The organism is Phreatobacter sp. (assembly GCF_027532945.1).
Taxonomy (GTDB): domain Bacteria; phylum Pseudomonadota; class Alphaproteobacteria; order Rhizobiales; family Phreatobacteraceae; genus Phreatobacter.
Map to the genome: position 1 here is coordinate 179,664 of NZ_JAPZTZ010000004.1, position 22,844 is coordinate 202,507.

24 protein-coding genes, 2 tRNA genes and 1 riboswitch are annotated in these 22,844 nt (G+C 68.8%); of the genes, 14 read left to right on the plus strand and 12 right to left on the minus strand.

The window, feature by feature from the left end:
* The first annotated feature begins 43 nt into the window (after nt 1-43).
* Nucleotides 44-122, plus strand: a riboswitch (SAM riboswitch).
* Between the two features lie 79 nt (nt 123-201).
* Together O9344_RS03570 and O9344_RS03575 are read left to right on the plus strand one after the other, a co-directional pair.
* Nucleotides 202-1,428 (plus strand): O-succinylhomoserine sulfhydrylase, encoded by a 1,227-nt coding sequence (locus O9344_RS03570; RefSeq protein WP_298472863.1) that lies wholly within the window; start codon nt 202-204, stop codon nt 1,426-1,428.
* Nucleotides 1,429-1,498: 70 nt separating this feature from the next.
* Nucleotides 1,499-2,578 (plus strand): quinone-dependent dihydroorotate dehydrogenase, encoded by a 1,080-nt coding sequence (locus tag O9344_RS03575; RefSeq protein WP_298472865.1) that lies wholly within the window; start codon nt 1,499-1,501, stop codon nt 2,576-2,578.
* Here O9344_RS03575 and O9344_RS03580 read toward each other — a convergent pair.
* The 4 genes from O9344_RS03580 to O9344_RS03595 all read right to left on the minus strand — a co-directional run bounded on the left by O9344_RS03580 (nt 2,571) and on the right by O9344_RS03595 (nt 5,961).
* Nucleotides 2,571-3,902: an MATE family efflux transporter gene (locus O9344_RS03580; RefSeq protein ID WP_298472867.1), complete on the minus strand. Its 1,332-nt coding sequence runs from the start codon at nt 3,900-3,902 to the stop codon at nt 2,571-2,573. The genes O9344_RS03575 and O9344_RS03580 overlap by 8 nt on opposite strands.
* An 88-nt stretch (nt 3,903-3,990) precedes the next feature.
* Nucleotides 3,991-4,878 carry a bifunctional helix-turn-helix domain-containing protein/methylated-DNA--[protein]-cysteine S-methyltransferase gene (locus O9344_RS03585; RefSeq protein ID WP_298472870.1) on the minus strand — a complete coding sequence of 296 codons (888 nt, stop codon included), beginning with the start codon at nt 4,876-4,878 and terminating at the stop codon, nt 3,991-3,993.
* A gap of 67 nt (nt 4,879-4,945) precedes the next feature.
* A complete protein-coding gene (locus O9344_RS03590; protein WP_298472872.1) occupies nt 4,946-5,413 on the minus strand; it encodes a YbaK/EbsC family protein in 468 nt (155 codons plus the stop codon).
* Between the two features lie 11 nt (nt 5,414-5,424).
* Nucleotides 5,425-5,961 (minus strand): DUF2244 domain-containing protein, encoded by a 537-nt coding sequence (locus O9344_RS03595; RefSeq protein WP_298472874.1) that lies wholly within the window; start codon nt 5,959-5,961, stop codon nt 5,425-5,427.
* Between O9344_RS03595 and nth the strand changes: the two genes are divergently transcribed.
* The 6 genes from nth (at nt 5,960) to O9344_RS03625 (ending at nt 11,556) form a co-directional block, all read left to right on the plus strand.
* The gene (nth, locus tag O9344_RS03600) at nt 5,960-6,775 is read left to right on the plus strand and encodes an endonuclease III (protein WP_298472876.1); all 816 of its coding nucleotides are present in this window, start codon (nt 5,960-5,962) and stop codon (nt 6,773-6,775) included. The genes O9344_RS03595 and nth overlap by 2 nt on opposite strands.
* Before the next feature lie 122 nt (nt 6,776-6,897).
* Nucleotides 6,898-8,124, plus strand: a complete 1,227-nt coding sequence (locus O9344_RS03605) for an ABC transporter substrate-binding protein (protein ID WP_298472878.1) — start codon at nt 6,898-6,900, stop codon at nt 8,122-8,124.
* Between the two features lie 126 nt (nt 8,125-8,250).
* The gene (locus tag O9344_RS03610; RefSeq protein WP_298472880.1) at nt 8,251-9,120 is read left to right on the plus strand and encodes a branched-chain amino acid ABC transporter permease; all 870 of its coding nucleotides are present in this window, start codon (nt 8,251-8,253) and stop codon (nt 9,118-9,120) included.
* Entirely contained in the window at nt 9,117-10,133 is a 1,017-nt protein-coding gene (locus O9344_RS03615) for a branched-chain amino acid ABC transporter permease (protein WP_298472882.1), read from the plus strand. The genes O9344_RS03610 and O9344_RS03615 overlap by 4 nt, the downstream gene beginning before the upstream one ends.
* Nucleotides 10,130-10,852 carry an ABC transporter ATP-binding protein gene (locus O9344_RS03620; RefSeq protein ID WP_298472884.1) on the plus strand — a complete coding sequence of 241 codons (723 nt, stop codon included), beginning with the start codon at nt 10,130-10,132 and terminating at the stop codon, nt 10,850-10,852. The genes O9344_RS03615 and O9344_RS03620 overlap by 4 nt, the downstream gene beginning before the upstream one ends.
* Nucleotides 10,852-11,556, plus strand: coding sequence for an ABC transporter ATP-binding protein (locus O9344_RS03625; RefSeq protein WP_298472885.1), 705 nt, complete (start codon nt 10,852-10,854; stop codon nt 11,554-11,556). Before O9344_RS03620 ends, O9344_RS03625 begins: the two co-directional genes overlap by 1 nt.
* Before the next feature lie 3 nt (nt 11,557-11,559).
* Here the strand turns inward: O9344_RS03625 and thrC are convergent, their stop codons facing one another.
* Nucleotides 11,560-12,972 carry a threonine synthase gene (thrC, locus tag O9344_RS03630; RefSeq protein ID WP_298472887.1) on the minus strand — a complete coding sequence of 471 codons (1,413 nt, stop codon included), beginning with the start codon at nt 12,970-12,972 and terminating at the stop codon, nt 11,560-11,562.
* 137 nt (nt 12,973-13,109) lie between these two features.
* Between thrC and O9344_RS03635 the strand changes: the two genes are divergently transcribed.
* Nucleotides 13,110-13,814 (plus strand): HAD family hydrolase, encoded by a 705-nt coding sequence (locus O9344_RS03635; RefSeq protein ID WP_298472889.1) that lies wholly within the window; start codon nt 13,110-13,112, stop codon nt 13,812-13,814.
* Nucleotides 13,815-13,820: 6 nt separating this feature from the next.
* On the opposite strand, the gene O9344_RS03640 is transcribed toward O9344_RS03635, so the two are convergent.
* A complete protein-coding gene (locus O9344_RS03640; RefSeq protein ID WP_298472892.1) occupies nt 13,821-14,663 on the minus strand; it encodes a patatin-like phospholipase family protein in 843 nt (280 codons plus the stop codon).
* Between the two features lie 122 nt (nt 14,664-14,785).
* On the opposite strand from O9344_RS03640, the gene O9344_RS03645 reads away from it, so the two are divergent.
* The 3 genes from O9344_RS03645 to O9344_RS03655 all read left to right on the plus strand — a co-directional run bounded on the left by O9344_RS03645 (nt 14,786) and on the right by O9344_RS03655 (nt 15,629).
* A tRNA-Pro gene (locus O9344_RS03645) sits at nt 14,786-14,862 on the plus strand.
* A gap of 218 nt (nt 14,863-15,080) precedes the next feature.
* Nucleotides 15,081-15,341: a hypothetical protein gene (locus tag O9344_RS03650; RefSeq protein WP_298472895.1), complete on the plus strand. Its 261-nt coding sequence runs from the start codon at nt 15,081-15,083 to the stop codon at nt 15,339-15,341.
* A gap of 75 nt (nt 15,342-15,416) precedes the next feature.
* Entirely contained in the window at nt 15,417-15,629 is a 213-nt protein-coding gene (locus O9344_RS03655; protein ID WP_298472898.1) for a hypothetical protein, read from the plus strand.
* 3 nt (nt 15,630-15,632) lie between these two features.
* On the opposite strand, the gene O9344_RS03660 is transcribed toward O9344_RS03655, so the two are convergent.
* The 6 genes from O9344_RS03660 to O9344_RS03685 form a co-directional block, all read right to left on the minus strand.
* Entirely contained in the window at nt 15,633-15,821 is a 189-nt protein-coding gene (locus tag O9344_RS03660) for a hypothetical protein (protein ID WP_298472900.1), read from the minus strand.
* A 51-nt stretch (nt 15,822-15,872) separates the two neighbouring features.
* The gene (locus O9344_RS03665; RefSeq protein WP_298472903.1) at nt 15,873-17,018 is read right to left on the minus strand and encodes a M20 family metallopeptidase; all 1,146 of its coding nucleotides are present in this window, start codon (nt 17,016-17,018) and stop codon (nt 15,873-15,875) included.
* 9 nt (nt 17,019-17,027) lie between these two features.
* The gene (locus tag O9344_RS03670; RefSeq protein WP_298472908.1) at nt 17,028-17,810 is read right to left on the minus strand and encodes a DUF1499 domain-containing protein; all 783 of its coding nucleotides are present in this window, start codon (nt 17,808-17,810) and stop codon (nt 17,028-17,030) included.
* Between the two features lie 17 nt (nt 17,811-17,827).
* Nucleotides 17,828-18,937: a M48 family metallopeptidase gene (locus tag O9344_RS03675; RefSeq protein ID WP_298472910.1), complete on the minus strand. Its 1,110-nt coding sequence runs from the start codon at nt 18,935-18,937 to the stop codon at nt 17,828-17,830.
* Nucleotides 18,937-20,208 (minus strand): DUF898 family protein, encoded by a 1,272-nt coding sequence (locus O9344_RS03680; RefSeq protein WP_298472913.1) that lies wholly within the window; start codon nt 20,206-20,208, stop codon nt 18,937-18,939. The genes O9344_RS03675 and O9344_RS03680 overlap by 1 nt, the downstream gene beginning before the upstream one ends.
* A 253-nt stretch (nt 20,209-20,461) precedes the next feature.
* Nucleotides 20,462-22,087, minus strand: coding sequence for a long-chain-fatty-acid--CoA ligase (locus tag O9344_RS03685; RefSeq protein WP_298472915.1), 1,626 nt, complete (start codon nt 22,085-22,087; stop codon nt 20,462-20,464).
* Nucleotides 22,088-22,298: 211 nt separating this feature from the next.
* On the opposite strand from O9344_RS03685, the gene O9344_RS03690 reads away from it, so the two are divergent.
* Nucleotides 22,299-22,372 (plus strand) — tRNA-Gln (locus O9344_RS03690).
* Nucleotides 22,373-22,482: 110 nt separating this feature from the next.
* Nucleotides 22,483-22,824: a hypothetical protein gene (locus O9344_RS03695; RefSeq protein WP_298472921.1), complete on the plus strand. Its 342-nt coding sequence runs from the start codon at nt 22,483-22,485 to the stop codon at nt 22,822-22,824.
* Nucleotides 22,825-22,844 lie beyond the last annotated feature (20 nt).

A 22,844-nucleotide genomic window follows, 5' to 3' on the forward strand; every position in this document is an offset into this window, starting at 1 on the left:
GAACAAAACGCTTGACGCTCTCTCCCGGCCGCCCTAGGACCCTTGCCCACGACGTGGAGATTTGGCCGGCTGGCTTGCGAACCACGCTAAACCATTCGCTAAAAGGCCGGGCGCGCGGGATCAACCCGGCCTCGGCACTTGCCGGGCCGGGTTCTGTTTTTTCCGGGGGACAAGTCCCGGATCGTGCCGTGAGGTCGCGCCATGAAGAAGCCCTTTGATCCCTCCCGCGTTCGGCCGGCGACCCGGCTGGTCCATGGCGGCACGCTGCGCTCCGAGTTCGGCGAGACCTCCGAGGCGCTGTTCCTGACGCAGGGCCATGTCTACGACAGCGCCGAGCAGGCCGAGGCCCGCTTCAAGGGCACCGATGCGGGCTTCATCTATGCCCGCTTTTCCAATCCGACCGTGCAGATGTTCGAGGACCGCATCGCGCTGCTCGAAGGGGCGGAGGCCGCCAAGGCGACGGCTACCGGCATGGCCGCGGTGAACGCGGCCATGTTCGGCCAGCTCTCGGCCGGTGACCACGTGGTGGCCTGCAAGGCGCTGTTCGGCTCCTGCCGCTACATCATCGAGACGCTGCTGCCGCGCTTCGGCGTGCAGTCGACGCTGGTCGACGGCGCGGACCTCGCCCAGTGGGAGGCGGCGGTCCGCCCCAATACCAAGGTCTTCTTCCTGGAGAGCCCGACCAATCCGACCCTCGAGGTCTATGACATCGCCGCCATCGTGGCGATCGCTAAGAAGAGCGGCATCAAGGTCACCGTCGACAACGTCTTCGCCACGCCGATGATGCAGAGCCCGCTGGCGCTCGGCGCCGACTGCGTCGTCTATTCCACCACCAAGCATATCGACGGCCAGGGCCGCTGCCTCGGCGGCGTCATCCTCGGCTCGAAGCAGTTCATCCAGGACAACGTCTACCAGTATCTGCGCCAGACCGGCCCGGCCATGAGCCCGTTCAACGCCTGGGTGGTGCTGAAGAGCCTCGAGACCCTGCCGCTGCGCGTCGAGCGCCAGACCTCGAGCGCGGCGAAGGTGGCCGATGCGCTGTCCTCCCTGCCGGGTGTTACCAAGGTCATCTATCCCGGCCGCAAGGACCATCCGCAATACGAACTCGCCAAGCGCCAGATGAAGGGCGGCTCCACGCTCATCGCCTTCGAGGTCGAGGGCGGCAAGGCCGGCGCCTTCCGCGTCGCCAATGCGCTGAACATCATCAAGATTTCCAACAATCTCGGTGACTCCAAGAGCCTCATCACCCATCCGCCGACCACCACCCATGACCGCTTCACGCCGGAAGAGAAGCTGGAAATGGGCATCACCGACGGCCTGCTGCGCCTGTCGGTCGGCCTCGAGGACCCGGATGATCTGATCGACGACCTCGCCCAGGCGCTGAAGACGCTGGAATGGCCGCACGACGCCAAGATCGTGCGGATCTGACGGGCTGTTGAGGGGCAAGGGGTGACGTCCACCCCTTGCCGCCCTCGCCGTGCGGTGCCAGAACGCCCCCATGTCCCTGCTCTCGCTCGCCTCGCGCCTCGCCCGTCCGGTCCTGCTCGCGACCGACCCGGAAACCGGTCACAACCTCGCCGTCGCGGCGCTGAAGACCCTGCCGCTACCGGCCTGCGGCGCCGACGACCGCCGCCTCGCCGTCTCCGCCTTCGGGCTGTCCTTCCCCAACCCCGTGGGCCTTGCCGCCGGCTTCGACAAGCATGCGGAGGTACCCGATCCGGCGCTCCGCCTCGGCTTCGGCTTTGTCGAGGTCGGTGGGGTCACGCCGAAACCGCAGGTCGGCAATCCGAAGCCGCGCGTGTTCCGCCTGGTGCCCGACGAGGCGATCATCAACCGCTACGGCCTCAATTCCGACGGCGTCGATGTGGTCGCCCGCCGCCTCGCCGCACGCGCGGGCAAGCCCGGCATCGTCGGCATCAATATCGGCCCCAACAAGGATTCGACCGACCGCGTCGCGGATTACGGCCTGCTCATCGATAAGCTCGGACCCCACGTCTCCTATCTCTCGGTCAATGTTTCCTCGCCCAACACGCCGGGCCTGCGCGACCTCCAGCAGGCCTCCTTCCTCGACGACGTGCTGGCCCGCTCGATCGAGGCGCGCGACGCCGTGGCGCCGGGCAAGCCGATCCTCGTCAAGATTGCGCCCGACCTGTCGCTCGAAGGCCTCGACGACATGGTCAGCGTCTGCCGCCGCCGCCGCGTCGACGGCATGATCGTCTCGAACACCACCATCGCCCGCCCCGACACGCTCGCCGACCAGGCGACGGCGCGCGAGACCGGCGGCCTGTCGGGCCGGCCGCTCTTCCGCCGCTCCACCGAGATGCTGGCCGAGACCTACCGGCGCGTCGAAGGGCAGTTCCCGCTCGTTGGCGTCGGCGGCATCGCCTCACCCGAGGACGCCATCGCCAAGATCGCCGCCGGCGCGACGCTGGTGCAGCTCTATTCCGCGCTGGTCTTCCGCGGCTTCGGCTTGGTCGAGGAGATCAAGCAGGGGCTCGTCCACCGGCTGATGCGCGAGCGGCTGGCTTCCGTCACCGACCTCGTCGGCACGGCCAACGCCGACTGGCGCCTCACCTGAAGGTCGCGCGCATCAGGCCGGGCATGGCGAGGCCGAGATAGAGGCCGCGCACCGCCTGCAGGATGAGATAGGCGATCCACAGCCCGTCATTGCCGAGCCCTGAGAGCAGCCACCAGGCCGCAATGAAGGTCGCGAACGAGGCGAGCATGCAGTTGCGCATGGCGACCGCCCAGGTCGCGCCGATGAACACGCCGTCGAACAGGAAGGCCATGACCCCCGTGAAGGGCGTCAGCGCCATATAGGGCAGGTAGCGCTTCGCCTCCGCCCGCACGGCTTCCGATGTCGAGACGAAATCAATCGCCGCGCCGCCGCCGAGGAAGAAGGCGGCCGACGCGACGGCCCCGAAGGTGATGGCCCAGATCGATGAGAGCCAGACGGCGCGCCGGAACGAGGCCTCGTCGCGCGCCCCCACCGCCTGTCCGCCGAGCTGCTCGGCGGAAGTGGCGAAGCCGTCGAGGAAGAAGGCGACGATGCCGACGAAGTTCATGAGGATGGCGTTGGCGGCGAGCACCGTGTCTCCGCCCACCGCACCCTGACGGGTGAAGAAGGCGAGCGAAGCCAGCAGCGCCGCCGTGCGGATCATGATGTCGCGGTTGATGGCGAAGGTCTGGATGAGGCGGGCGCGGTCGAGAACTACCGTCCAAGGAACAGCAAAGCGCCAGCCGAGCGAGGCCATCACCACGACGAGGCCCACCGCCGCGCCGATCCACTCCGCCAACGCATTGGCCGTGGCGGCACCGGCAATCCCGAGCCCCAGGCCTGAGACGAAGAGCACGGTCAGCGCCATGTTGCCGACATTGATGACGATCTGCAGCACCAGCCCCGTCATCGTCCGGGCCTGGCCGATGAGCCAGCCGAGCACGGCGAAGTTGATGAAGACGGCAGGGATCGAGACGAGGCGGACGGAGACATAGGTGTCGGCCGCAGCCGTCACCGCGGGCGAGGCCCCCATGGCGAGGAAGATCAGCCAGAGCAGCGGCACCTTCAGGGCAAGGATGGCGAGGCCGCAGCCCATGGCGATGAGCAGGGCGCGGGCGATGACGGCGCGCCGCTCGGTCTCGTCGGCGCGGCCGCGGGCCTGGGCGGTCAGCCCGATCGTGCCCATGCGCAGGAAGGCGAAGGCCCAGACCAGCATGTCCATGATGACCGCGCCGAGCGCGACGGCGGCGAGCGCCACCGGATCGCCGAGCCGGCCGATGGCGGCGGTGCTGACGATGCCGAGCAGTGGCGTCGTCACATGGGCGAAGATCATCGGCACCGCGATGGAGAGGATCCGGCGGTGGCTGACCTCGGGCGGAGCTGAGTGGGGGATGGCCTGCGTCACCGCTTCGTTCTAGCCGGCGCGCGCGCGGATTTCAGCCGCCGGACGGGCAGGGGAGCCATGGGGCGGTGGCGGATCGGGGCGGACCGCCTCACCCCGTATGCCCGGCCTCCCAGCCGAGCATGGCCTGCTTGCGCGTCAGTCCCCAGTGATAGCCGGTGAGCGCGCCGGAGCGGCCAAGCACCCGGTGGCAGGGCACGACGAAGGAGATGGGGTTCTTGCCCACCGCCGCGCCCACCGCCCGCGCCGCCGTCGGCCGGCCGATATGGCTGGCGATGGTCGAATAGGTCGTCGCCTTGCCCATGGGGATGCGCAGCAGGGTCTCCCAGACGCGCACCTCGAAATCCGTGCCGATGAGGCAGACGCGGAGTGGCCGTTCTTCGCGCCAGGCCTCCGGGTCGAAGATCCGGTGGGCGAGGGGCGCCGTCACACCGGTATCCTCGACGAAGCTTGCCCGCGGCCAGCGGCCCCGCATGTCCGCGAGCGCCGAAGGCTCGCCGCCCGGCTCGCAGAAGCCGACGCCGGCCAGGCCACGCTCGGTCGCCACGACGATAGCGACGCCGAAGGGCGAGGGGTGGAAGCCGTAGCGCATCACGAGCCCCGCGCCGCCGGTCTTGTACTCGCCCGGCGACATGGCCTCATGGGTCACGAAGAGGTCGTGCAGGCGCCCCGGCCCGGAATAGCCGACCTCATAGGCCGTATCGAGGACCGAGGCCTCGTCGCGCAGCAGGGAGCGCGCCGCATCCAGCGTGATGGCCTGCAGGAAGTCCTTTGGCGTCAGCCCGGCCCAGCGGCGGAACAGGTGGTGGAGATGGCCGGGCGACAGGCCGACATGCTCGGCCATCTCCTCGACGCTCGGCTGGCGGCGCCAGTGGTCGGTGATGAAGGCGAGGGTGCGCCGGACGATCTCGTAATCGTCGGCCGCCTCGGCGAGGCGGATCGGGATGCCGTGCTTTTCGAGCTGGACGACGTTGAGCATGGGGGCCTCCGCGGCTGAACCTGCCCGCAAGATTGCGCCGGCCGGGCGGTCCCCGCCACCCGATTTCTCAGCCCTCGGCGATGTCCGCGACCTGGCCCCCGCTGATCCGCACGAGATCGTCGAAGCGCGTCTCGAACACGGCGTTCGGCGCGCCCGCCGCCGCCCAGATGCGATCGAGCGTGCCGAGATCCTGGTCGATCAGCACGATCGGCGGTGTGAGATGCCCGACCGGCGCGACGCCGCCGATGGCGAAGCCCGTGACCTGCCGCACCCAGGTGGCGTCCGGCCGTTCGACCGGCGTGCCGACAATCGCCGCCACCTTCGCCGCGTCGATACGGTTCACGCCGGAAGCGACGACCAGCACGGGGCGGTCCCCGGCGCGGAAGAGGATCGACTTGGCGATCTGCGCCACCTCGCAGCCGACCGCCGCGGCGGCATCCGCGGCCGTGCGCGTGCTCGCCGGAAAGGTGACGATCGCGTCGGAATGGCCGGAGGCCGTGAGGGCCTGCCTCACCCGATCCACCGAACCGGCCATGGTTGATCTCCTCAGTCGAAGCGCGTGCGATCCGGTCCGCGCTTAGCCTCGGCAAGCGCCGCCGACAAGGCCTTGCCGAAGCCCTCGCGCTCGACCGGCGGCAGGAAGGTCGCAATGTCGAGCTGCCGCCGCCCTTCGTCCAGCGTCAGGGCGAGAACCTGACCGTCCTCCTCGTCACGCTTCTGCGTGAGCCGCGTCCAGGCCGGGTTGAACCGCCACTCCCGGGCATGGCCGTGCCAGGTCACCTTGCGGATTCTGAGCTCTGTCGGGGTGACGATGACCTCCTCGAAGGCCCGGGCATGGCGGTAATTGGCACGGAAGGCGAGGAAGATGATCAGCACGTCGAGCCCGAGGAAGGGCAGGACGGGCCAGGCGCCGATGGCGGTGAAGATGACAGCGCCGATGAGGTTGAGGGCGCCCACCGCGACCATCAGGGCGATGAAGCCGGGCCATCCCATCGAGCGGTGGGGTGTGAGGATCGCCGCGAAGAGCGGCGGATCGTCGGCGTCGGCGAGGGCCGCGCCCGCATGCATATTGCCGGTGCTCATGACGACCGACTATACGAGCCTCATGCCCGGTCCGACCACATCGAAGTCGTCATCGAAGCCCTCCTCGCCCAAGCCGAAAAAGCCGGCGCGCAAACGGGCGCCGAAGGTCACCGCCGGCATGGCGCTCGCCAACACCGCTGCGGCCAAGGCGGCCGCCAAGCGCCGCAAGCGCGACGGCCTGACGCCGGCCGAGATCGAGGCGATCTTCTTCCGCTTCCACGAGGTCGAGCCCGAACCGAAGGGCGAGCTCGAAAGCGTCAATGCCTACACGCTGCTGGTGGCCGTGGTGCTGTCGGCACAGGCGACAGATGTCGGCGTCAACAAGGCGACGCGGCCGCTATTCCAGGTGGTCGACACGCCGGAGAAGATGGTGGCTCTCGGTGAGGAGGGCCTCGTCTCCTACATCAAGACCATCGGCCTCTTCCGCAACAAGGCGAAGAACGTCATCGCCCTGTCACGCCTGCTGATCGAGCGGCACGGCGGCGACGTCCCGGTGGACCGCGAGGCGCTGGAGCAGCTTCCCGGGGTGGGGCGCAAGACCGCCAATGTCGTGCTCAACATGGCCTTCGGCATTCCCACCATCGCGGTGGACACACATCTGTTCCGCGTCGCCAACCGCACGGGCCTTGCGCCCGGCGCGACGCCGCTCGCCGTCGAGCTTGGCCTTGAGAAGGTGGTGCCGGATGCCTACCGCCTCCATGCCCACCACTGGCTGATCCTGCACGGCCGTTACATCTGCAAGGCGGCGAAGCCGGATTGTCCGCGCTGCGTCATCGCCGACATCTGCCGCTTCGAGCAGAAGACGCCGGCCTGATCGCGCCGGCAGAGGCGGGGCCAAAAGGGCAAGGCACCATCCGTCACACCCGCCTTCCCCTCCGGCCTGCTTTCGCTAAGATCGCCGCGATAAAGGGCCCCGCCGGGGGCCGGGAGGATGAAATGACCCAATCGACCCGCCTGTCCCGCCGTACCGTCATGGTCGGCGCTGCCGCCGCCTTCGCCGCGCCCGCCATCGTCAAGGCGCAAGGCCAGACCCTCAAGATCGGCTCGCTGCTGCCGCGCTCCGGCTTCTTCGCCCAGGCTGGCCAGTCCATGCATCGCGGCGCGCTCGCCGCGCCTGAGCTCCTCGCCCAGCTCGGCTACCGCGTCGAGATCGTCCATATCGACACGGAATCCAACGCCGACGTGGCCCGCACCCAGGCCGAGCGCGCCATCAATGAGGGCTGCCACGTCCTCACCGGCGCCTTTGATTCCGGCCACACCCTCGCCATCGCCCAGGTGACCGAGCAGCGGCAGATCCCCTTCGTGGTGAACGTCGCCGCCGCCCCGCAGATCACCGAGCAGGGCTACAAGTTCCTCGTGCGCAACTTCCAGACCGGCGGCCAGCTCGTCACCAATGGCCTGCGCCTCATCAAGGACGTGATGGATGCGAAGTCCATCAAGTTCGACAAGGCGGTCTTCCTGCACGCCAACGACACGTTCGGCACCGCCCAGCGCAACGCCATGGACGCCATCTGGCCCCGTGTCGGCCTGCCGATCGAGCTTGTCGACAAGATCGCCTACGATCCGCGCGCCCAGGACCTCTCCGTCGAGGTCACCCGGATCCGCTCCCTCAACCCCGACCTCGTCATGTGCGTCACCCGCGCCTCGGACGCCATCAAGATGGTGCGCGACATGGTGCGCCAGCGCTTCCAGCCGAAGGCCATCATCTCGCCGGGCTCGCCGGGCTTCTACGACGAAGAGTTCTACCAGGCCCTCGGCCCTCTGGCGGATTTCGTGATGTTCGGCCTGCCCTGGGCGAACCCCAAGGCGACGATGACCCAGGCCTTCGAGCGCGCCTTCGTCAAGGCCAACCCCAACAACCGCTTTGCCGTCGACAGCTTCAATGCCGGCTTCACCTTCGAGGGCCTGCTCATCGCGGCAGATGCCTTCAAGCGCGCCGGCACCACCAGCGGCCCGCAGCTCATGGAGGCGGTGCGCGCCACCAACATCACCGACCACGTGATGATCGGCGGTCCCATCACCTTCGACGCCAAGGGGCAGAACCCCAACATCGGCTCGGCACTGGTGCAGAATATCAGGCGCACCGCGACCGTCGTCCTGCCGAAGGACGTGGCCCTGGCCGAGCCGGTCCTGCCGCTGCCGGCCTGGCAGGGGCGGAGCTGAGGCGAGGCGTCTATACCGCTGAGACGGGGCGTCGCATGGTCGGCGCCCCTTCCGGTACGGATGTTGCTCCCGCTGCGCTGACCGTTTAACTCGCCCTGTCGCATCGCACCGGGATCGTCAACGCCCATGCTCTGGTCGCTCTATGCCAACGTCCTCGTCCAGGGCGTCCTGACCGGCCTCGTCTATGGCCTGATGGCGCTCGGGCTCTCCGTCATCTTTGGCGTCGTCCGGGTGGTGAATTTCGCCCATGGCGAATTCGCCGTGGTCGGCATGTATGCGGCCTTCATCCTGTTCCGCTCGTTCGGCATCGATCCCTTCCTGTCGATGCTGCCCATCGCGCTGGCCTTCTTCGTCATCGGTTACGGGCTGCAGCGCACGCTCATCAATCCCTTCGTCTCACGCCCCGAGCATGAGCAGTTCATCCTGCTGGTCGGCGTGGCGATCATCCTCGTAAACGGCACGCTGATGATCTTCGGGCCCGACGCCCGCAGCGCCAACCTGCCCTATTCGTTCGACAGCTGGGACATCGGTCCGGTCATCGTCGACAAGGTGCGCGTCTATGCGGCGATCGCGGCGCTGGCCGTCTCCGGTCTGCTCTTCGCCTTCTTCCGCTTCACGGACACCGGCGTCGCCATCCGCGCCTGCGCCGACAATCTCACCGGCGCCGCCGTGGTCGGCCTCGACGTGAAGAAGCTCTATGCGCTCACCTTTGGCCTCGGCCTGGCCTGCGTCGGCGCCGCCGGCGCGCTGATGGTGACGCTTACCGATGCGACCCCGATGATCGCGCCGGCCTATACGCTTCTCGCCTTCACCATCGTCATCATCGGCGGCATGGGCTCGATGACCGGCGCCATTGTCGGCGGCCTGCTCATCGGAGTCGCCGAGGCGCTGGCCTCTGTCCTCATCGCGCCGTCGATGAAGACCATGGCCTCCTTCGGCCTTCTCGTCCTGGTGCTGGCGCTGCGCCCGCAGGGCCTCCTGGGGAAGCGCGCATGAACCCGCTTGCCTCGCTTTCGCACCTCGCGGCCGAAGCGCCGCGCCGGGCGCTCCTGCTTCTCGGCCTGATGGTGGCTGTGCTTGCCGTCGCGCCTGTCGTCCTCGACCGCTACCTGCTCTCGGTCTTCTTCCTGATCTTCTGGTTCGCCACGGTTGGCCAGGCCTGGAACGTGATGATGGGCTTTTGCGGCCAGCTCTCGCTCGGCCACGCGCTCTATGTCGGCCTTGGCGGCTATATCGGCGCGCTGCTCTGGGTGAAGTTCGGTATCTCGCCCGCCATCGCCATCCTGCCGGCCATGGCGGTCGCGATGGCCTTCGGCGCCGCCATCGGCTGGCTCGGCTTCCGCTTCGGCATCGAGGGCGTCTATTTCGCCCTGCTCACCATCGCCTTCGCCGAGGTGACGCGCATCGGCTTCGACAACTGGTCCTTCGTCGGCGGTGCGGCGGGCTTCTTCATTCCCGTTTCGCCGGTCGCGAGCCCCGTCAACCTGCGCGGCGGGCCGGTGCTCTTCTACTACGTGGCGCTGGCCATGATGGTGGTGGCCTTCGTCGTCTGCGCGCTGCTGCGCCGCTCGAAGCTCGGCCATGCCTGGCTCGCCGTGCGCGAGGATGCGGAAGCCGCCCGTGCGCTCGGCATCGACGTGTTCCGCGCCAAGATGGCGGCCGTGGTCGTCTCCTCCGCCATGACGGCGGTGGCGGGCGTCGTCTATGCCTTCTACCAGAACAACCTCTTCCCCAGTCAGACCTTCGACATCGCCCGCTCCATCGAGATGATCCTCGCCCCGATCATCGGGGGCCTCGGCACCCTGTTCGGGCCGATCCTCGGCGCCTTCATCCTCACCCCGCTCGGGCAGGTGCTCATCGCCCTCGTCGAGAAGATCGCCGGGCGTGCCATTCCCGGCGTCAATCTTGTCTTCTATGGCGCGGCGCTGATGGTCATCATCTGGTACGCGCCGAACGGCGTCTGGCCCTGGCTGAAGAAGAAGCTCGGCATCCCGGAGGGCCGGGAATGAGCGTGCTTCTCGATGTCCGCGGCGTCACCAAGCGCTTCCGCGGCCTCACCGCCGTCGACACCGTGTCCCTCTCGGTCGAGGAGGGCGAGATCTTCGCCGTGATCGGGCCCAACGGTGCCGGCAAGACCACGCTCTTCAACATGATCGCCGGCGTGATGCCGCCCGATGCCGGCACGATCGCCTTCGCAGGCGAGCGTTCCGATGGCGTAGCCCCGCACGAACTCTGCCGCCGGGGCCTTGCCCGCACTTTCCAGATCGTCCGGCCCTTCCCCGAACTCACGGTCATGGAGAATGCCACCATCGGCGCCATGATGCGCGCCCCTGACATGGAGGCGGCGCGGGCGCGGGCCGGCGAGGTGCTGCGCCAGCTGGACCTCTGGGACCGACGCGAGGCGAAAGCCAAGTCGCTGACCCTTCCCGACCGCAAGCGTCTCGAATGCGCGCGGGCGCTCGCCACCGGCCCGCGGCTCCTCCTCCTCGACGAGGTCATGGCGGGCCTGAGGCCCACCGAGGTCGACCGCATCGTCGCGATCCTGCGCGAGATCAACCGCTCCGGTGTCACCATCCTGCTCATCGAGCACGTGATGCGCGCCACCATGGCGCTGGCGGGCCGCATCCACGTGCTGCACCACGGTGCCACCATCGCCGAGGGCTCGCCGGAGGAGGTGACGCGCCACCCCAAGGTGCTCGAGAGCTACCTTGGAGCGGAGGCGCTCTGATGCTGTTCGTCCACGACATCGACGTCTTCCACGGCGACGCCCAGGCCCTCGACAAGGTCTCGCTGGAGGTGCCGGAGCGCGCCATCGTCGCCATCGTCGGCGCCAACGGCGCCGGCAAGACCTCGCTTATCCGCACCATCGCCGGCATGCACCGGCCCGCTGCCGGCACGATCCGCTTCAAGGATCGCGACATCACCGGCCTGCCGAGCCACGAGGTCTGCGACCTCGGCATCGGCCAGGTGGCGGAAGGCCGGCAGGTCTTCCCGACGCTCTCGGTCGCCGAGAACCTCGCCATGGGCGCGATGATCCCGCGCGCCCGGCGTCACAAGGCGCGCAACCTCGAGCGCGTCTATGCCATGTTCCCCCGCCTCAAGGAGCGCGCCGGGCAGGCCGCCGGCACCCTGTCGGGCGGCGAGCAGCAGATGCTCGCCATCGGCCGCTGCCTCATGGGCGAGCCGGAACTCGTCATGTTCGACGAGCCCTCGCTCGGCCTCGCCCCGACCGTCGTCCAGGACGTGCTGCGCACCATCCGCGACCTGGCCGAGGGCGGCCTCACCTGCGTCCTCGTCGAGCAGAACGTCGCCGTGTCCCTGCGGCTCGCTGCCCATGGCTACGTGCTGGAGAACGGCCGCATCACGCTGTCGGGCACCGGCGAGGCGCTGCTCGCCGACGACGGCGTCCGCAAGGCCTATCTCGGGATGTGACCCTCACGCCGCGCCGGCTACCGCCGCGCGGGTCTTCTCCAGCACATAGGCCTCCACCGCCTCCTGCGCATTCGGCAGATGGGCGATGCGCTCCTCGCGCGTCATGAGCTCGCCGAGCCAGGCGGGCAGGGCCGGGCGAACGCCGGAGGCGGCCTCCACCGCGTCCGGGAACTTCGCGGGATGGGCAGTGGAGAGCACCACGGTCGGCACGGCCGGATCGGCCGCCACCTTGCGCGCCGCGACGACGCCAACGGCGGTGTGCGGGTCGAGGAGGTAACCGGCCTCTTCGAGCGTCGCGCGGATCGTGCCGGAGACCTCGGCCTCGTCGGCCCGCGCCGCGGCGAATTCCGAGCGGATGGCGGCCAGCGCCGTCTCGCCGATGGAGAAGCTGTTGGACTGGGCGAGGCCCGCCATCATCCGCCGCACCGCGCCGGCATCGCGGCCCTCGGCGTCGAACAGCAGGCGTTCGAAATTCGAGGAGACCTGGATGTCCATCGAGGGCGAGGATGTCGGCACGACGCCGGTCACCTCGTAGCGGCCGGTGCGCAGCGTACGCTCCAGGATGTCGTTGACGTTCGTGGCCACCACGAGCTCGCTCACCGGCAGGCCCATGCGCTTGGCCACATAGCCGGCGAAGACGTCGCCGAAATTGCCGGTCGGCACCACGTAACGGGCAGCGCGGCCCGGCGCGCCGAGGGCGGCGCCGGCGACGAAGTAATAGACGACCTGCGCGACGATGCGGGCCCAGTTGATCGAATTGACGCCCGACAGGCGCACGCGGTCGCGGAAGGCATGGTTGTTGAACAGGCCCTTCACGATGGCCTGGCAATCGTCGAACGTGCCCTCGATCGCCACCGCATGGACGTTCGGCGCATCCACCGTCGTCATCATCCGCCGCTGCACGTCGGAGACGCGCCCTTCGGGGAAGAGGATCACCACGTCGACCTGATCGAGGCCCTTGAAGGCCTCGATAGCGGCACCGCCGGTATCGCCCGACGTGGCGCCGACGATGGTGGCGCGCTGGCCGCGGGCCTTTAGCACATGGTCCATCAGCCGCCCGAGCAGCTGCATGGCGCAGTCCTTGAAGGCGAGCGTCGGACCGTGGAACAGCTCGAGCACCCATTCGGAGGGGGAGAGCTGCACCAGCGGCGTCACGGCCGGGTGGCGGAAGCTTGCATAGGCCTCGTCGATCATGCGCGAGAGGTCGGCCTCGGCGATGGAGCCGGCGACGAAGGGCGCGAGGACGCGGCGGGCGATTTCGGGATAGGACTGGCCGGAGAGCGCGGCGATGGCCTGCGCGTCCAGCGTCGGCCAGGTCTCCGGCACGTAGAGGCCGCCATCGCGGGCAAGGCCCGCCAGCAGCGCGTCGGGGAAGTTGAGCACCGGAGCCTCGCCCCGGGTCGAGATATAGCGCATGGCGGGATCTCCGGCGCGCGGCATTGGTCCCGGCGGGATTAGGCCGACAGGCCTGCCAAGGCAAGCCCGCAAGGCCGCGGCCTCATTGCTGGACCGCCCGTCATGACCGTGTCACAGGGGCAGGCGAGGAGCCTCGCATGACCATTCGCGCCATTCTCTTCGACAAGGACGGCACCTTCGTCGATTTCGACCGCACCTGGGGGCCGGCCGCCTACCGTGTCATGGAACGCATGGCTGAGGGCGACCGTGCCGGCATCGAGCGCCTGATGGCGGTCTCCGCGTTCGACGAGGCGGCGATGCGCTTCCACCCCACCTCGCCGCTCGTCGCGGGTTCCTCCGCCGATTACGGCCCGCTCTGGGCGGAGGCGCTCGGCCGGCCCTTCTCCTCAGCCTTCACCGACGAGATGGATGTGCTCTTCGTCGAGGAAGGGCTCGCCGGTCTCACCCCCATTGGCGAACCTGCGGCGGTGATGGAAGCCTTGAAGGCGCGCGGCCTCGTGCTCGGCGTCGTCACCAACGATTCCGAGAATGGCGCCCGCAGCCAGACCGCCCGTCTCGGCATCGACCACCATTTCGATTTCATCGTCGGCTGGGATTCCGGCCATGGCCGCAAGCCCGCGCCGGGGCAGATCACCGCCTTCCTCGACGCCTGGCGCATGGCGCCGCACGAGGTCGTCCTCGTCGGCGACAGCCTTCACGACATGCACGCCGCGCGGGCCGCGGGGGTCATTGCGGTCGGCGTCACCTCGGGGCCGCTGGTGCCGGAGGGTTTCGAACACCATGCCGACGTGGTGCTGCCCTCCTTCATGGAGCTTGAGGCCTGGCTGGACGCGCGCGGCTGAACCGCCTCACAGGCTCCGCGCGAAGGCCTCGCCGTCGCGCAGTCCCAGCTCATAGGCCGCCTGGATCGCCGCGCCGTCGGTCACCGCGAAGCGGCTGGTGACGATCGGCACGGAAGGCTGCACCACCCTCCGTGTCTCCGTCGCCGCGACCGTCTTGCCCGCGCGCGTCGTCAATACCAGCGCCCGCCCGCCTGACGCCTCCACCGCCGCGATGCGGTCGAGCGGCGGATTGTCGACGAGCCCGCCATCGAGGGCCGGGCGCCCGTCAATGCGACCGACCGGCATGAAAGGGGGCACTGCGGCCGTTCCCATCAACGCCTCGACCAGGGCTTCGGGTGTCTCCACCTGATGCGTGGACACCTGGCCGGCGGTGAGGCCGACATGGCGGCCGGCGCGGGAATGGGCGGCGCCAAGCAGAACCTTCTCGACCTGATAGGCGCCGATGGCCGCATAAGCCGCGACGATGGCCGGCATCCAGCGCGGCGGATGCGTCACCTGGATGAGGATCTCCGGGGCCGCCCGCAGCGCCGCGACTTCCAGCGGCCCAAAGACGGTCGCCAGAAGGTCGCGATAGAGGTCGGCGACGACGAAGGGCGAACGGCCCTTGAGGAGCAGGCCCCAGTCCAGCTCCCGCTCGATGGTGGCGCAGGCGTCGATGACGATGCGGCGGACGCGGTCGCCCTCGCCGATGAGCGAGAAGCAGGCCTGGAAGGCACCAGCCGAGACACCGACAACCAGCCCCGGCCTCTGCGGGTGGATGGCGGTGAAGGCGTCCCAGAAACCGCCCTGCCAGTAGCAACGGTTCCCGCCGCCCGCGAAGGCGACGGCATCGAAGGAATGTCGGCTCATGGCCCTATCCAACCACCGGTCGAAGGCCCCGTCGAGCCATGCCAGCCATCTTGTCGAAAGCCGGCCCGACAGGGGTTGCGCGGCGCCGGAGGCATCGCTATACACGCGGCCTGTTCGCGAGGCGGAGTGTAGCGCAGTCTGGTAGCGCACCACGTTCGGGACGTGGGGGTCGCAGGTTCAAATCCTGCCACTCCGACCAGCGGCCTTTCTGGCGCGGTCGGGCCTACGCGAGCACCCTCTGACAAATACACGATCCGCCCGCAGATGGCGCCGCCCCTTGACTGCACTGCCTGCCGTACAACGTCAGCTTTGCATCAAATAAAATACATTACGTTGCGGCACGTTTAACGCTCTGTTCACTCTGTGGCACTAATCCTCGTGCAGCTGCAAAATTTTTGGGCAGTTGGGAGTGATGGCATGGCGAGTCTGCAACAGGGGAACGTCGTCGCTTTGTTCGGCGAGGATCGCGGCCCATCGCTCGATCCGGCAAGCCCCATCCTGGTCGTCCGCGCCATGGCGGACGCGACCGCCGCCCTCGGCCGAGCGGCTGCGCTCATCGACTCGGGTGAGCTGGACCCGGACAGGAAGCTCGCGCTCATTCGCGGGATCCAGGATCTCGTTGTCCGCAGCTTTGACGTCAACACCCGCTTCATGCAGGCAGCGCGCCTGACCCGCTAGTCCGCGCTCCTAGGGCGCCTGGGCGGAACCCGGCTCCACCGCCCCTCGTTTCTCCCGCGATAGCAGGAGAACCCGATGGCCGATAAATCCTCCGACCTTGTCGAACCCGACCGCCGCCAGCACCCGCCGCCGTCCTACGATGCGCCGGGGCCGCAGGTGATCAGCACCGACACGGCGCGGTCCGCCGTCACCGGCAAGCCGGTCCTGTGGGTGCTCATCGCCAGTCTGGGGTCGGCCTTCGCCCTGCTGATGCTCTACTGGGGCTTCTGGTCCGTAAGCCGGCCCTGAACCTCAGGCGCTCTCGAGCTTGCGCAGGCCCTGGTTCACCGGCGGCGGCAGCACCTTGTACTCCCCGCACCAGTCGCTGCGCGAGACCGACGGCCAGCGCGCCGAGCCGTCGTCTTTGGCGGTCGGGGGATGGGCGCGGCAGATCCCGCGCGAATCCAGGTAGTTCCGGCAGTTGCCGCACATTTCCGCCATGTCGCGGGGGCTCCGTGAAGGACCGTCGCCGCGAGCATAGACGACGGCCCCTTACCTCAGCGTTTCCATCAGACCTGCAAGCAGACGGGCCCGCGGCAGGATGGAGGAAACCAAACCATGTTCCTCCAGCGTGTGGGCGCCGGCGCCGTCAATGCCGAGACCATCGAGCGTCGGCACGCCGAGAGCCGCGGTGAAATTGCCGTCCGAGCCGCCGCCGGTCATCGGGCAATCCGCGAGATCGAAGCCCACCGCATGGGCGACGGCCTTGGCGCGGTCGAGCAACGCGACGATCGTCTCGGTCTTCGGATAGGCGGGCCGGTTGATGCCACCCTCAAGCGTCACCGCGACGTCCGGTGTCACCGGCTTGAGGCCGAGGATGCGGGCGACCATCTCCTCGCCGACCTTCGGATCGGGCACACGCAGGTCGATCTCCGCCGTGCAGGTTTCCGGCGTGACATTGGCGGCGGTGCCGCCCTTGACGAGGCCAACGGTCGTCGTGATGCCGCGGGCATAGTCAGTCATGCCCTCGATCGCGAGGATCTGGTGCGCCATCTCGCGGATGGCGCTGCGGCCGTCCTGGTGTCGCGCGCCCGCATGCGCGGGCCGGCCGGTGCAGGTGATGGTGAAGCGGCCGACGCCCTTGCGGGCGGTGACGATGCGGCCACCGTCGCGGGCAGGCTCGGTCACCAGCACATAGGCGGCCTTGGCGGCCTCCTCCTCGATCATGGCGCGGGAGGTGGGGCTTCCCACCTCCTCGTCGGGGGTGAAGAGGAAGGTCACCGGCCGCGCCGTCGGGACACCGGCCCGCACCAGCGCGCGATAACCCGCGACCGCCAGATAGGCGCCGCCCTTCATGTCGTAGAGGCCCGGCCCGAACAGCTTGTCGCCCTCGCGGCGGAAGGGCAGGCGCCCGGTGAGCGTGCCCTTCGGATGCACCGTGTCGATATGGGTGAGGACGAGGATCGGCTTCTCGTTGGAGGCCTCGGCGCTCGACACCTTGAGGATCCCGCCATAGCCATCGACGCCGGCCACCCGATCGAACCTGACGGGCAGGCCCTTGAAATCGTCTTCCACGGCGTCCAGCACGGCCTCGACGCCGGCCGGATCGTGGGTCGGGCTTTCAATCGACACCCAGCGGCGGATGCCCTCGATCACCTCGTCCTCGTGCAGCGGAACGGTCGCGGCCCGAATGCTCATGTCAGTCCCTCATCGTTCGCGTTGGGCGCGCCGCGCCGCAACCCGCATCTCGTCGAGCGCGGCGATGGTCCGCCGCGCATTTTCGCCGAAATCCTGCCGTCCGTACCGCGAGGCCGAGCGCATGTCGATGCGGGCGCGCCCGTTCACCGAGCGGATGCGGATGACGATGTCGTCGCGAAAGCCGAGCAGCAGCGAGCGCGTCACCATCTCGACCCGCCCCTCGCGGTCCGGGCCGCGATAGTCGACCTGGTCGAGGACGGTCCAGCGCCGTGATTCCACGAGGTCGTTGACGATCTCGTTGACGCTCTCCGCCGGCAGGTCGACATCGATGCCGCGGATCTCCGGATAGATCCGCCGCTGCACCGGCGCGAAGGCGGTGGGATAGGCGACGGAATTGGCGTTGGACGGCCGCGCCATGGCGGCGATGCCGAAGGACGGCGGGTCCGTGATGTCGGTCGTGACATCATTCAGCGCCGGCAACCTCACCCCGATCACCATCAGCGCCGCTGGATAGGCGGAGACGGCAAGACCCAGCACCACGGCGAGCGTCGCCTGACGGGCACCGCCATAGCCCGTCACCCAGATCACGATGCCGCCGATCACCGCCAGCAGCACGCCGGTCGCGACGATGGCGAGGCCCAGCGCGAGCCCGACCACCGCCTGGTAGCCGTCCAGCCGGTCGGTGCGCGCGGCAAGGATCGCGACCAGCATCACCGCCATGCCGGCAAGCACGAATCTCAGGCCCCAGACGGCAAGGCGGGAGGTCGGTTCCACGAGGGGTTTGCGCGGCATGCGGGCTGGGTTCCGGCTCAGCTGGTCGTGCTGCAGATAGCACGCAGGGCCTGCCATTGCTCAGGCGACAGGGCGGCAGCGACCACCGGCTTGTTCTCGGCAAGCTTGCGGATCGCCGCCTCGCGCTCCGGTCCCGCCGGATGGCTGTTGAGCCAGGTGAGGACGCCCGGCATCCCGTCCGCCCCGGCGACGCGGAAGAAGCGGGCGAGGCCGTCGGGATCGCCGCCGGCCTTGAGCATGAGATCGACCCCGAAGGCGTCGGCCTGCCGCTCGGCATCGCGCGAGAAGGCGCTGGAGAGCAGGGTGCGCGAGGCGATGAGGATGGCCGTGCCGCCGGCGAAATCGCCGAAGACCGTGCCGAGCAGGAAGGCGAGGCCGCCGGACTGGATCGCCGCCTGCAGGCCGTGGCGATAGCGCACATGGCCGATCTCGTGGCCGAGCACGCCCGCCACCTCGTCGGGGCCACGGGCTTTGTCGATCAACCCGCGCATGACGTAGATGTAGCCGCCCGGCAGGGCGAAGGCGTTGACCATCGGGCTGTCGACCACGACGACGGTGAGCGGCACGTGCAGGCCGGCGGCGCGCTCGTAGCGGCCGACGAGATTGGCGAGCGCGGCGACGCCGGCCGGTGCCGTGCAGGTCTTGAGGCCGCGCGGTCCGCCGAACTCGGTGCGCACCTGCGGGTCCATGGCGGCGCCGAGCCGCTGCTCCACGGAGGCGGGCACCAGCGGTGCGATGCGTCCCGCCAGCGCCGGCAGGCCCCAATAGGCGAGGCCGAGGAGGGAGGCGACCGCCGCCAGCGCCCAGAGCACCACCGAGCGCCGCTCGCGCCGGCCGCTGTCGGAGCCGGTGAGGGAGAGCGTCGCCCGTGCCGAGAGATCCGCGGCGAAGGCGGGATCGGTGACCTCGAGCCGCGGCTCGGCCGTCGAGCCCGGCTCCGGCACGCGGGTGATGGCGAGGCCGTTGCCGCGGAACCCCTCGATGCGGCGGATGGCGGCATAGGGCCAGCGCGCGACGACGAGGCCCTCGCCGGAGAAGATCGCGAGCCCTTCAGGATGCAGCGAGACCTCCACCGCTTGCCGCCGGCTGGTGATTCCGTCGTAGTAGTGGGCGGGGATCGAGGGCATCAGGTGCTGAACCCGAAATCAACGGCGCTGCCGAGGCTGTCGCCCATGGCCGAGGCATCGACATTGTTGGCGCGGGCATTGTCGAGCGCGGCAAGGTTCACCACCGCCAGCGAGGCGAGGCGGGCGCGCTGCAGGCGCAGGTCGATGAGCAGTTGCTTGGCGATCCACATCGTGCCGAACAGGATGAGATAGGCCAGGGCCACGAGCACGATGCCGATCACCCCGGCGGTGGTCGAGTCGAACCCGTCACCGCCGCGCAGGACCGCCACGGTGGCGATGCCGCCGAACCCGATGGCCGAGACGATGCCGAGCAGGATGAGCACGCCGAACAGCGCCACCGCGCCGAGGAGATAGACCCGGTAGGAGGCGCCCACCGTGAAGCCGGATGTGAAGGACGCGCCTCCGATCCGCGTGCCCTCCATGCGCCAGCGGAAGGTGATGGCCTGGAAGGCGGGGAAGAGCAGGATGGGGACGATGATGGTCAGGAGGCCGATCCCCGTCAGGGCGGCGATGGCGAGGCCGACCGCCGTCGGGATGCGCGCGCTCGAGCCGTCCAGCCACAGCCACAGCGCGTCCCAGGCCTCCGGCGGCACCGAGGCGATGAGGGAGACGACCCCAAGGACCGGCAGGGCGAGGGCCATCAGCCAGAGCAGGATGCCGCGCCGGAACAGCACGAGCGGGCTGCCGGTGAAATCGCCCGGTACGTCGCCATACCAGGTGTTGCGCATCTTCATGCGCTCCATGGACGCCGTCGCCCAGGGGTAGAACAGGCCAAGGGAGAGCACGACGAGGATCCACAGGCCGAAGGCCCTGAAGGCATAGGACCAGGCCGAGCCGGTCATGCGCAGGCGCAGGCCGCGGAACGAGGTTCGCGTCAGCCTATAGCGGCGGCCCGCATAGACGGCGAACTGGCCGAGCAGGGCATAGGCGAGGAAGACCGTGGCCGAGACCACCATCTCCGCCTGCGGCAGGCCGAGCAGGATGAGGAAGGCCGCGACCTGGATCGGCAGCACCACGGCGAGGGCGATCAGGAAGCCCTTGAACAGCTCCATGCCCCGGCCGGTATAGGTGATGTCTTCGGCGCCGACGAAGCTGTGGCCCCAGTAGTAGCGGCGGATCTCGGTGGTGAACCAGAACCGGTAGAGACCGAGCGTGATGACCTGCAGCACGTAGCCGCGCACGAGCAGGCCGAAGAGCTCGCCACCCTGGCCGGTGAAGACCATGCGCGTCGCCGCCGCCGCGGCGGGCGCTGCGGGGGGAGGGGACCCCACCGGCGGAACCGAGGTCGTCCGTGCCGCGGACAGTGAGGCTTCCGCCGCCGCCATGGCGGTCGCGGCCGAGCGCGGTCCCCAGGGCCCCGGGGTTGCGCGCTGCGGCGATGATCCCGACCGGGACGGGTCCGTGGGACCCGGCGGGGGGGCTTCCGTCATTCCATCCTCCGGTCGATGACGGAGGCCATGCTAGCCGCCCCGGCGTTGCAGCGCCACGACGCCGCACGCGCTTCGCTGTTGCAAACCAGCAGGCTCAGCCGGGGAAGCGATAGGCCTTGAACTGGTCGCGCAGTGCCGTCTTCTGGATCTTGCCGGTGGCGGTGTGCGGGATCTCGTTGACCACCACCACGTCGTCCGGCATCCACCACTTCGCGATCTTGCCGTCCATATAGGCGAGCAGCCCGTCGCGGGTCGGCGTGCGGCCGGCCTTCGGCACGACGATGAGCAGCGGCCGCTCGTCCCATTTCGGATGGGCGATGCCGATGACCGCCGCCTCGGCCACATCGGGATGGCCGACCGCGAGGTTTTCGAGGTCGATGGAGGAGATCCACTCGCCGCCGGACTTGATGACGTCCTTGGAGCGGTCGACGATCCGCATGTAGCCATTGGGGTCGATCGAGGCGACGTCGCCGGTGTCGAAGAAGCCGTCCTCGTCGAGGATCTGGCCGCCCTCGTTCTTGAAATAGGCGGCGGCGATGGAGGGGCCGCGCACCACGAGGCGGCCGAAGGCCTTGCCGTCGCGGGCAAGCTCATGTTTCGCGTCGTCGACGATCTTCATCTCGACGCCAAAGGGCGGGTGGCCTGTGGTCTCCTTCACGTCCAGCCAGGCCTCGCCGGTGAGGTCGGCGACCTCCGGCTTCATCGAGCAGACCGTGCCGATCGGGCTCAGCTCGGTCATGCCCCAGGCATGCAGCACCTCGACGTCATAAACGTCGCGGAAGGTCTTGGTGACGGCGCGCGGGCAGGCCGAGCCGCCGATGATCGTCTTGCGCAGGTGGGGCAGCTTCAGGCCGTTCTGCTCGAGATGCTGCAGCAGCATGAGCCAGACCGTCGGCACCGCCGCCGAATGGGTGACCTTGTAGGTGTTGAGGAGCTCATAGATCGACGCGCCGTCCATCTTCGGGCCGGGCATGACCATGGTCGTGCCGGCCATGGGCGCGGTGAAGGCGAGCGACCAGCCATTGGCGTGGAACATCGGCACGACCGGGAGGATCACGTCGCGCGCCGCGAGGCCCAGCATGTCCGGACCGTTGGCGATCAGCGAGTGCAGGATGTTCGAGCGGTGGGAATAGACGACGCCCTTGGGGTTTCCCGTCGTGCCGGAGGTGTAGCACATGCCGGCGGCGGTGTTCTCGTCGAAGCTCTTCCAGGCGAAGTCGTCATCGACCTCGTTCAGCCAGTCCTCATAGGCCACCGCGTTCTTGAGGCTCGTCTGCGGCATGTGCGCGCTGTCGGTGAGCACGACATAGCGCTCCACCGTCGGCAGCTTGTCCTGCAGCTTCTCGAGCAGCGGCACGAAGGTGAGGTCGATGATCATCATGCGGTCTTCCGCATGATTGGCGATCCAGGCGATCTGCTCGGGGAACAGGCGCGGATTCAGCGTGTGGTAGACCGCGCCGATGCCGGTGATGCCGTACCAGACCTCGAGGTGGCGCCAGGTGTTCCAGGCCACCGTGCCGACGCGGTCGCCGAGCCCGATGCCGTCCTTCTCCAGCCGCTTGGCGACGCGCAGGGCGTTGCGGCGAATCGCGGCATAGGTCGTCTCGACAATCGGCCCCTCGACGGAGCGGGAAATGACCTTGCGGTTGGCGTGGTAGAGCCCGGCATGGTCGATGACCTTCGAGATCAGCAGCGGCCAGTCCTGCATCAGACCCAGCATGGCGTCCTCCACGACACTTTGTTTGCGGCCGGGCGGGCGGCCGATCGGTGGCGAAACCTAGTGCAGGAGGCGGAGCGGCGTCCACAGACGCGTCCCTCTGGCCTTCGGCAGTGGCGTGCGGCGCCGACGATCCACACCGGGCGTTGAACGGCGGCGATCACATCGCTATGGTCCGCCCCGCCTGACGCCGGAGCATGGCTCCCGGCCGCACTGGGTCGTCGTCTAATGGTAGGACTCGGGTTTTTGGTACCCGCTATCTAGGTTCGAATCCTAGCGACCCAGCCAGGCTTGCCGCAGCGTCTTGCGGGAACAAAACCGCCGTTTCCCTCGTTTCCAGCTCATGATCCCGCTCGCGCAGGGCTGTCGCCGCGAGCCCCCAAAGCTGGACCCTTCCCATGACCACGTTCCCCTTCACGGGGGCCGCCGCAGGCATCCTGTGCCTCGGGGCTCTCGTCCTGTTGCCCGCAGCCAGTGCCAGTCCGTTGAGGATCGAGGCCGCGCCCCTTGTTTGCTCGGCCGAGACGCAGCACGCCGCGCTGGTCTCGCGCCGCGGCGAGCCGGCCTCGGAGCGCGTGCTCCAGCTCGTCGAGGGCAACCTTGCGCTCTTCGCCGTGAATCTCTCGCGGAATGTCCCGCTGTCGGCAGAGGTCGCCGAGCAGCAGATGGTGCTCATGCGCTCGGTTGCGAGTGAACTGGGCTTTGCCCACGACGCGCCGACCGAGGTCACCGGCGACTGAGCGGGGCCTGGCATCCGCAA

What these genes read in the sequence shown, in the direction of transcription:
- thrC (WP_298472887.1), bottom strand. Translation starts at nt 12,972, where the DNA reads ATGCGCTATATCTCGACCCGGGGCGAGGCTCCGGTGCTCAACTTCCCC.
- O9344_RS03590 (WP_298472872.1), bottom strand. Translation starts at nt 5,413, where the DNA reads ATGGCCGGTTCGGTGGATCGGGTGAGGCAGGCCCTCACGGCCTCCGGC.
- O9344_RS03585 (WP_298472870.1), bottom strand. Translation starts at nt 4,878, where the DNA reads ATGCTCAACGTCGTCCAGCTCGAAAAGCACGGCATCCCGATCCGCCTC.
- O9344_RS03605 (WP_298472878.1), top strand. Translation starts at nt 6,898, where the DNA reads ATGACCCAATCGACCCGCCTGTCCCGCCGTACCGTCATGGTCGGCGCT.
- O9344_RS03610 (WP_298472880.1), top strand. Translation starts at nt 8,251, where the DNA reads ATGCTCTGGTCGCTCTATGCCAACGTCCTCGTCCAGGGCGTCCTGACC.
- O9344_RS03640 (WP_298472892.1), bottom strand. Translation starts at nt 14,663, where the DNA reads ATGAGCCGACATTCCTTCGATGCCGTCGCCTTCGCGGGCGGCGGGAAC.
- O9344_RS03575 (WP_298472865.1), top strand. Translation starts at nt 1,499, where the DNA reads ATGTCCCTGCTCTCGCTCGCCTCGCGCCTCGCCCGTCCGGTCCTGCTC.
- O9344_RS03650 (WP_298472895.1), top strand. Translation starts at nt 15,081, where the DNA reads ATGGCGAGTCTGCAACAGGGGAACGTCGTCGCTTTGTTCGGCGAGGAT.
- O9344_RS03570 (WP_298472863.1), top strand. Translation starts at nt 202, where the DNA reads ATGAAGAAGCCCTTTGATCCCTCCCGCGTTCGGCCGGCGACCCGGCTG.
- O9344_RS03625 (WP_298472885.1), top strand. Translation starts at nt 10,852, where the DNA reads ATGCTGTTCGTCCACGACATCGACGTCTTCCACGGCGACGCCCAGGCC.
- O9344_RS03695 (WP_298472921.1), top strand. Translation starts at nt 22,483, where the DNA reads ATGACCACGTTCCCCTTCACGGGGGCCGCCGCAGGCATCCTGTGCCTC.
- O9344_RS03595 (WP_298472874.1), bottom strand. Translation starts at nt 5,961, where the DNA reads ATGAGCACCGGCAATATGCATGCGGGCGCGGCCCTCGCCGACGCCGAC.
- O9344_RS03620 (WP_298472884.1), top strand. Translation starts at nt 10,130, where the DNA reads ATGAGCGTGCTTCTCGATGTCCGCGGCGTCACCAAGCGCTTCCGCGGC.
- O9344_RS03635 (WP_298472889.1), top strand. Translation starts at nt 13,110, where the DNA reads ATGACCATTCGCGCCATTCTCTTCGACAAGGACGGCACCTTCGTCGAT.
- O9344_RS03655 (WP_298472898.1), top strand. Translation starts at nt 15,417, where the DNA reads ATGGCCGATAAATCCTCCGACCTTGTCGAACCCGACCGCCGCCAGCAC.
- O9344_RS03670 (WP_298472908.1), bottom strand. Translation starts at nt 17,810, where the DNA reads ATGCCGCGCAAACCCCTCGTGGAACCGACCTCCCGCCTTGCCGTCTGG.
- O9344_RS03615 (WP_298472882.1), top strand. Translation starts at nt 9,117, where the DNA reads ATGAACCCGCTTGCCTCGCTTTCGCACCTCGCGGCCGAAGCGCCGCGC.
- nth (WP_298472876.1), top strand. Translation starts at nt 5,960, where the DNA reads ATGACGACCGACTATACGAGCCTCATGCCCGGTCCGACCACATCGAAG.
- O9344_RS03660 (WP_298472900.1), bottom strand. Translation starts at nt 15,821, where the DNA reads ATGGCGGAAATGTGCGGCAACTGCCGGAACTACCTGGATTCGCGCGGG.
- O9344_RS03675 (WP_298472910.1), bottom strand. Translation starts at nt 18,937, where the DNA reads ATGCCCTCGATCCCCGCCCACTACTACGACGGAATCACCAGCCGGCGG.
- O9344_RS03685 (WP_298472915.1), bottom strand. Translation starts at nt 22,087, where the DNA reads ATGCTGGGTCTGATGCAGGACTGGCCGCTGCTGATCTCGAAGGTCATC.
- O9344_RS03665 (WP_298472903.1), bottom strand. Translation starts at nt 17,018, where the DNA reads ATGAGCATTCGGGCCGCGACCGTTCCGCTGCACGAGGACGAGGTGATC.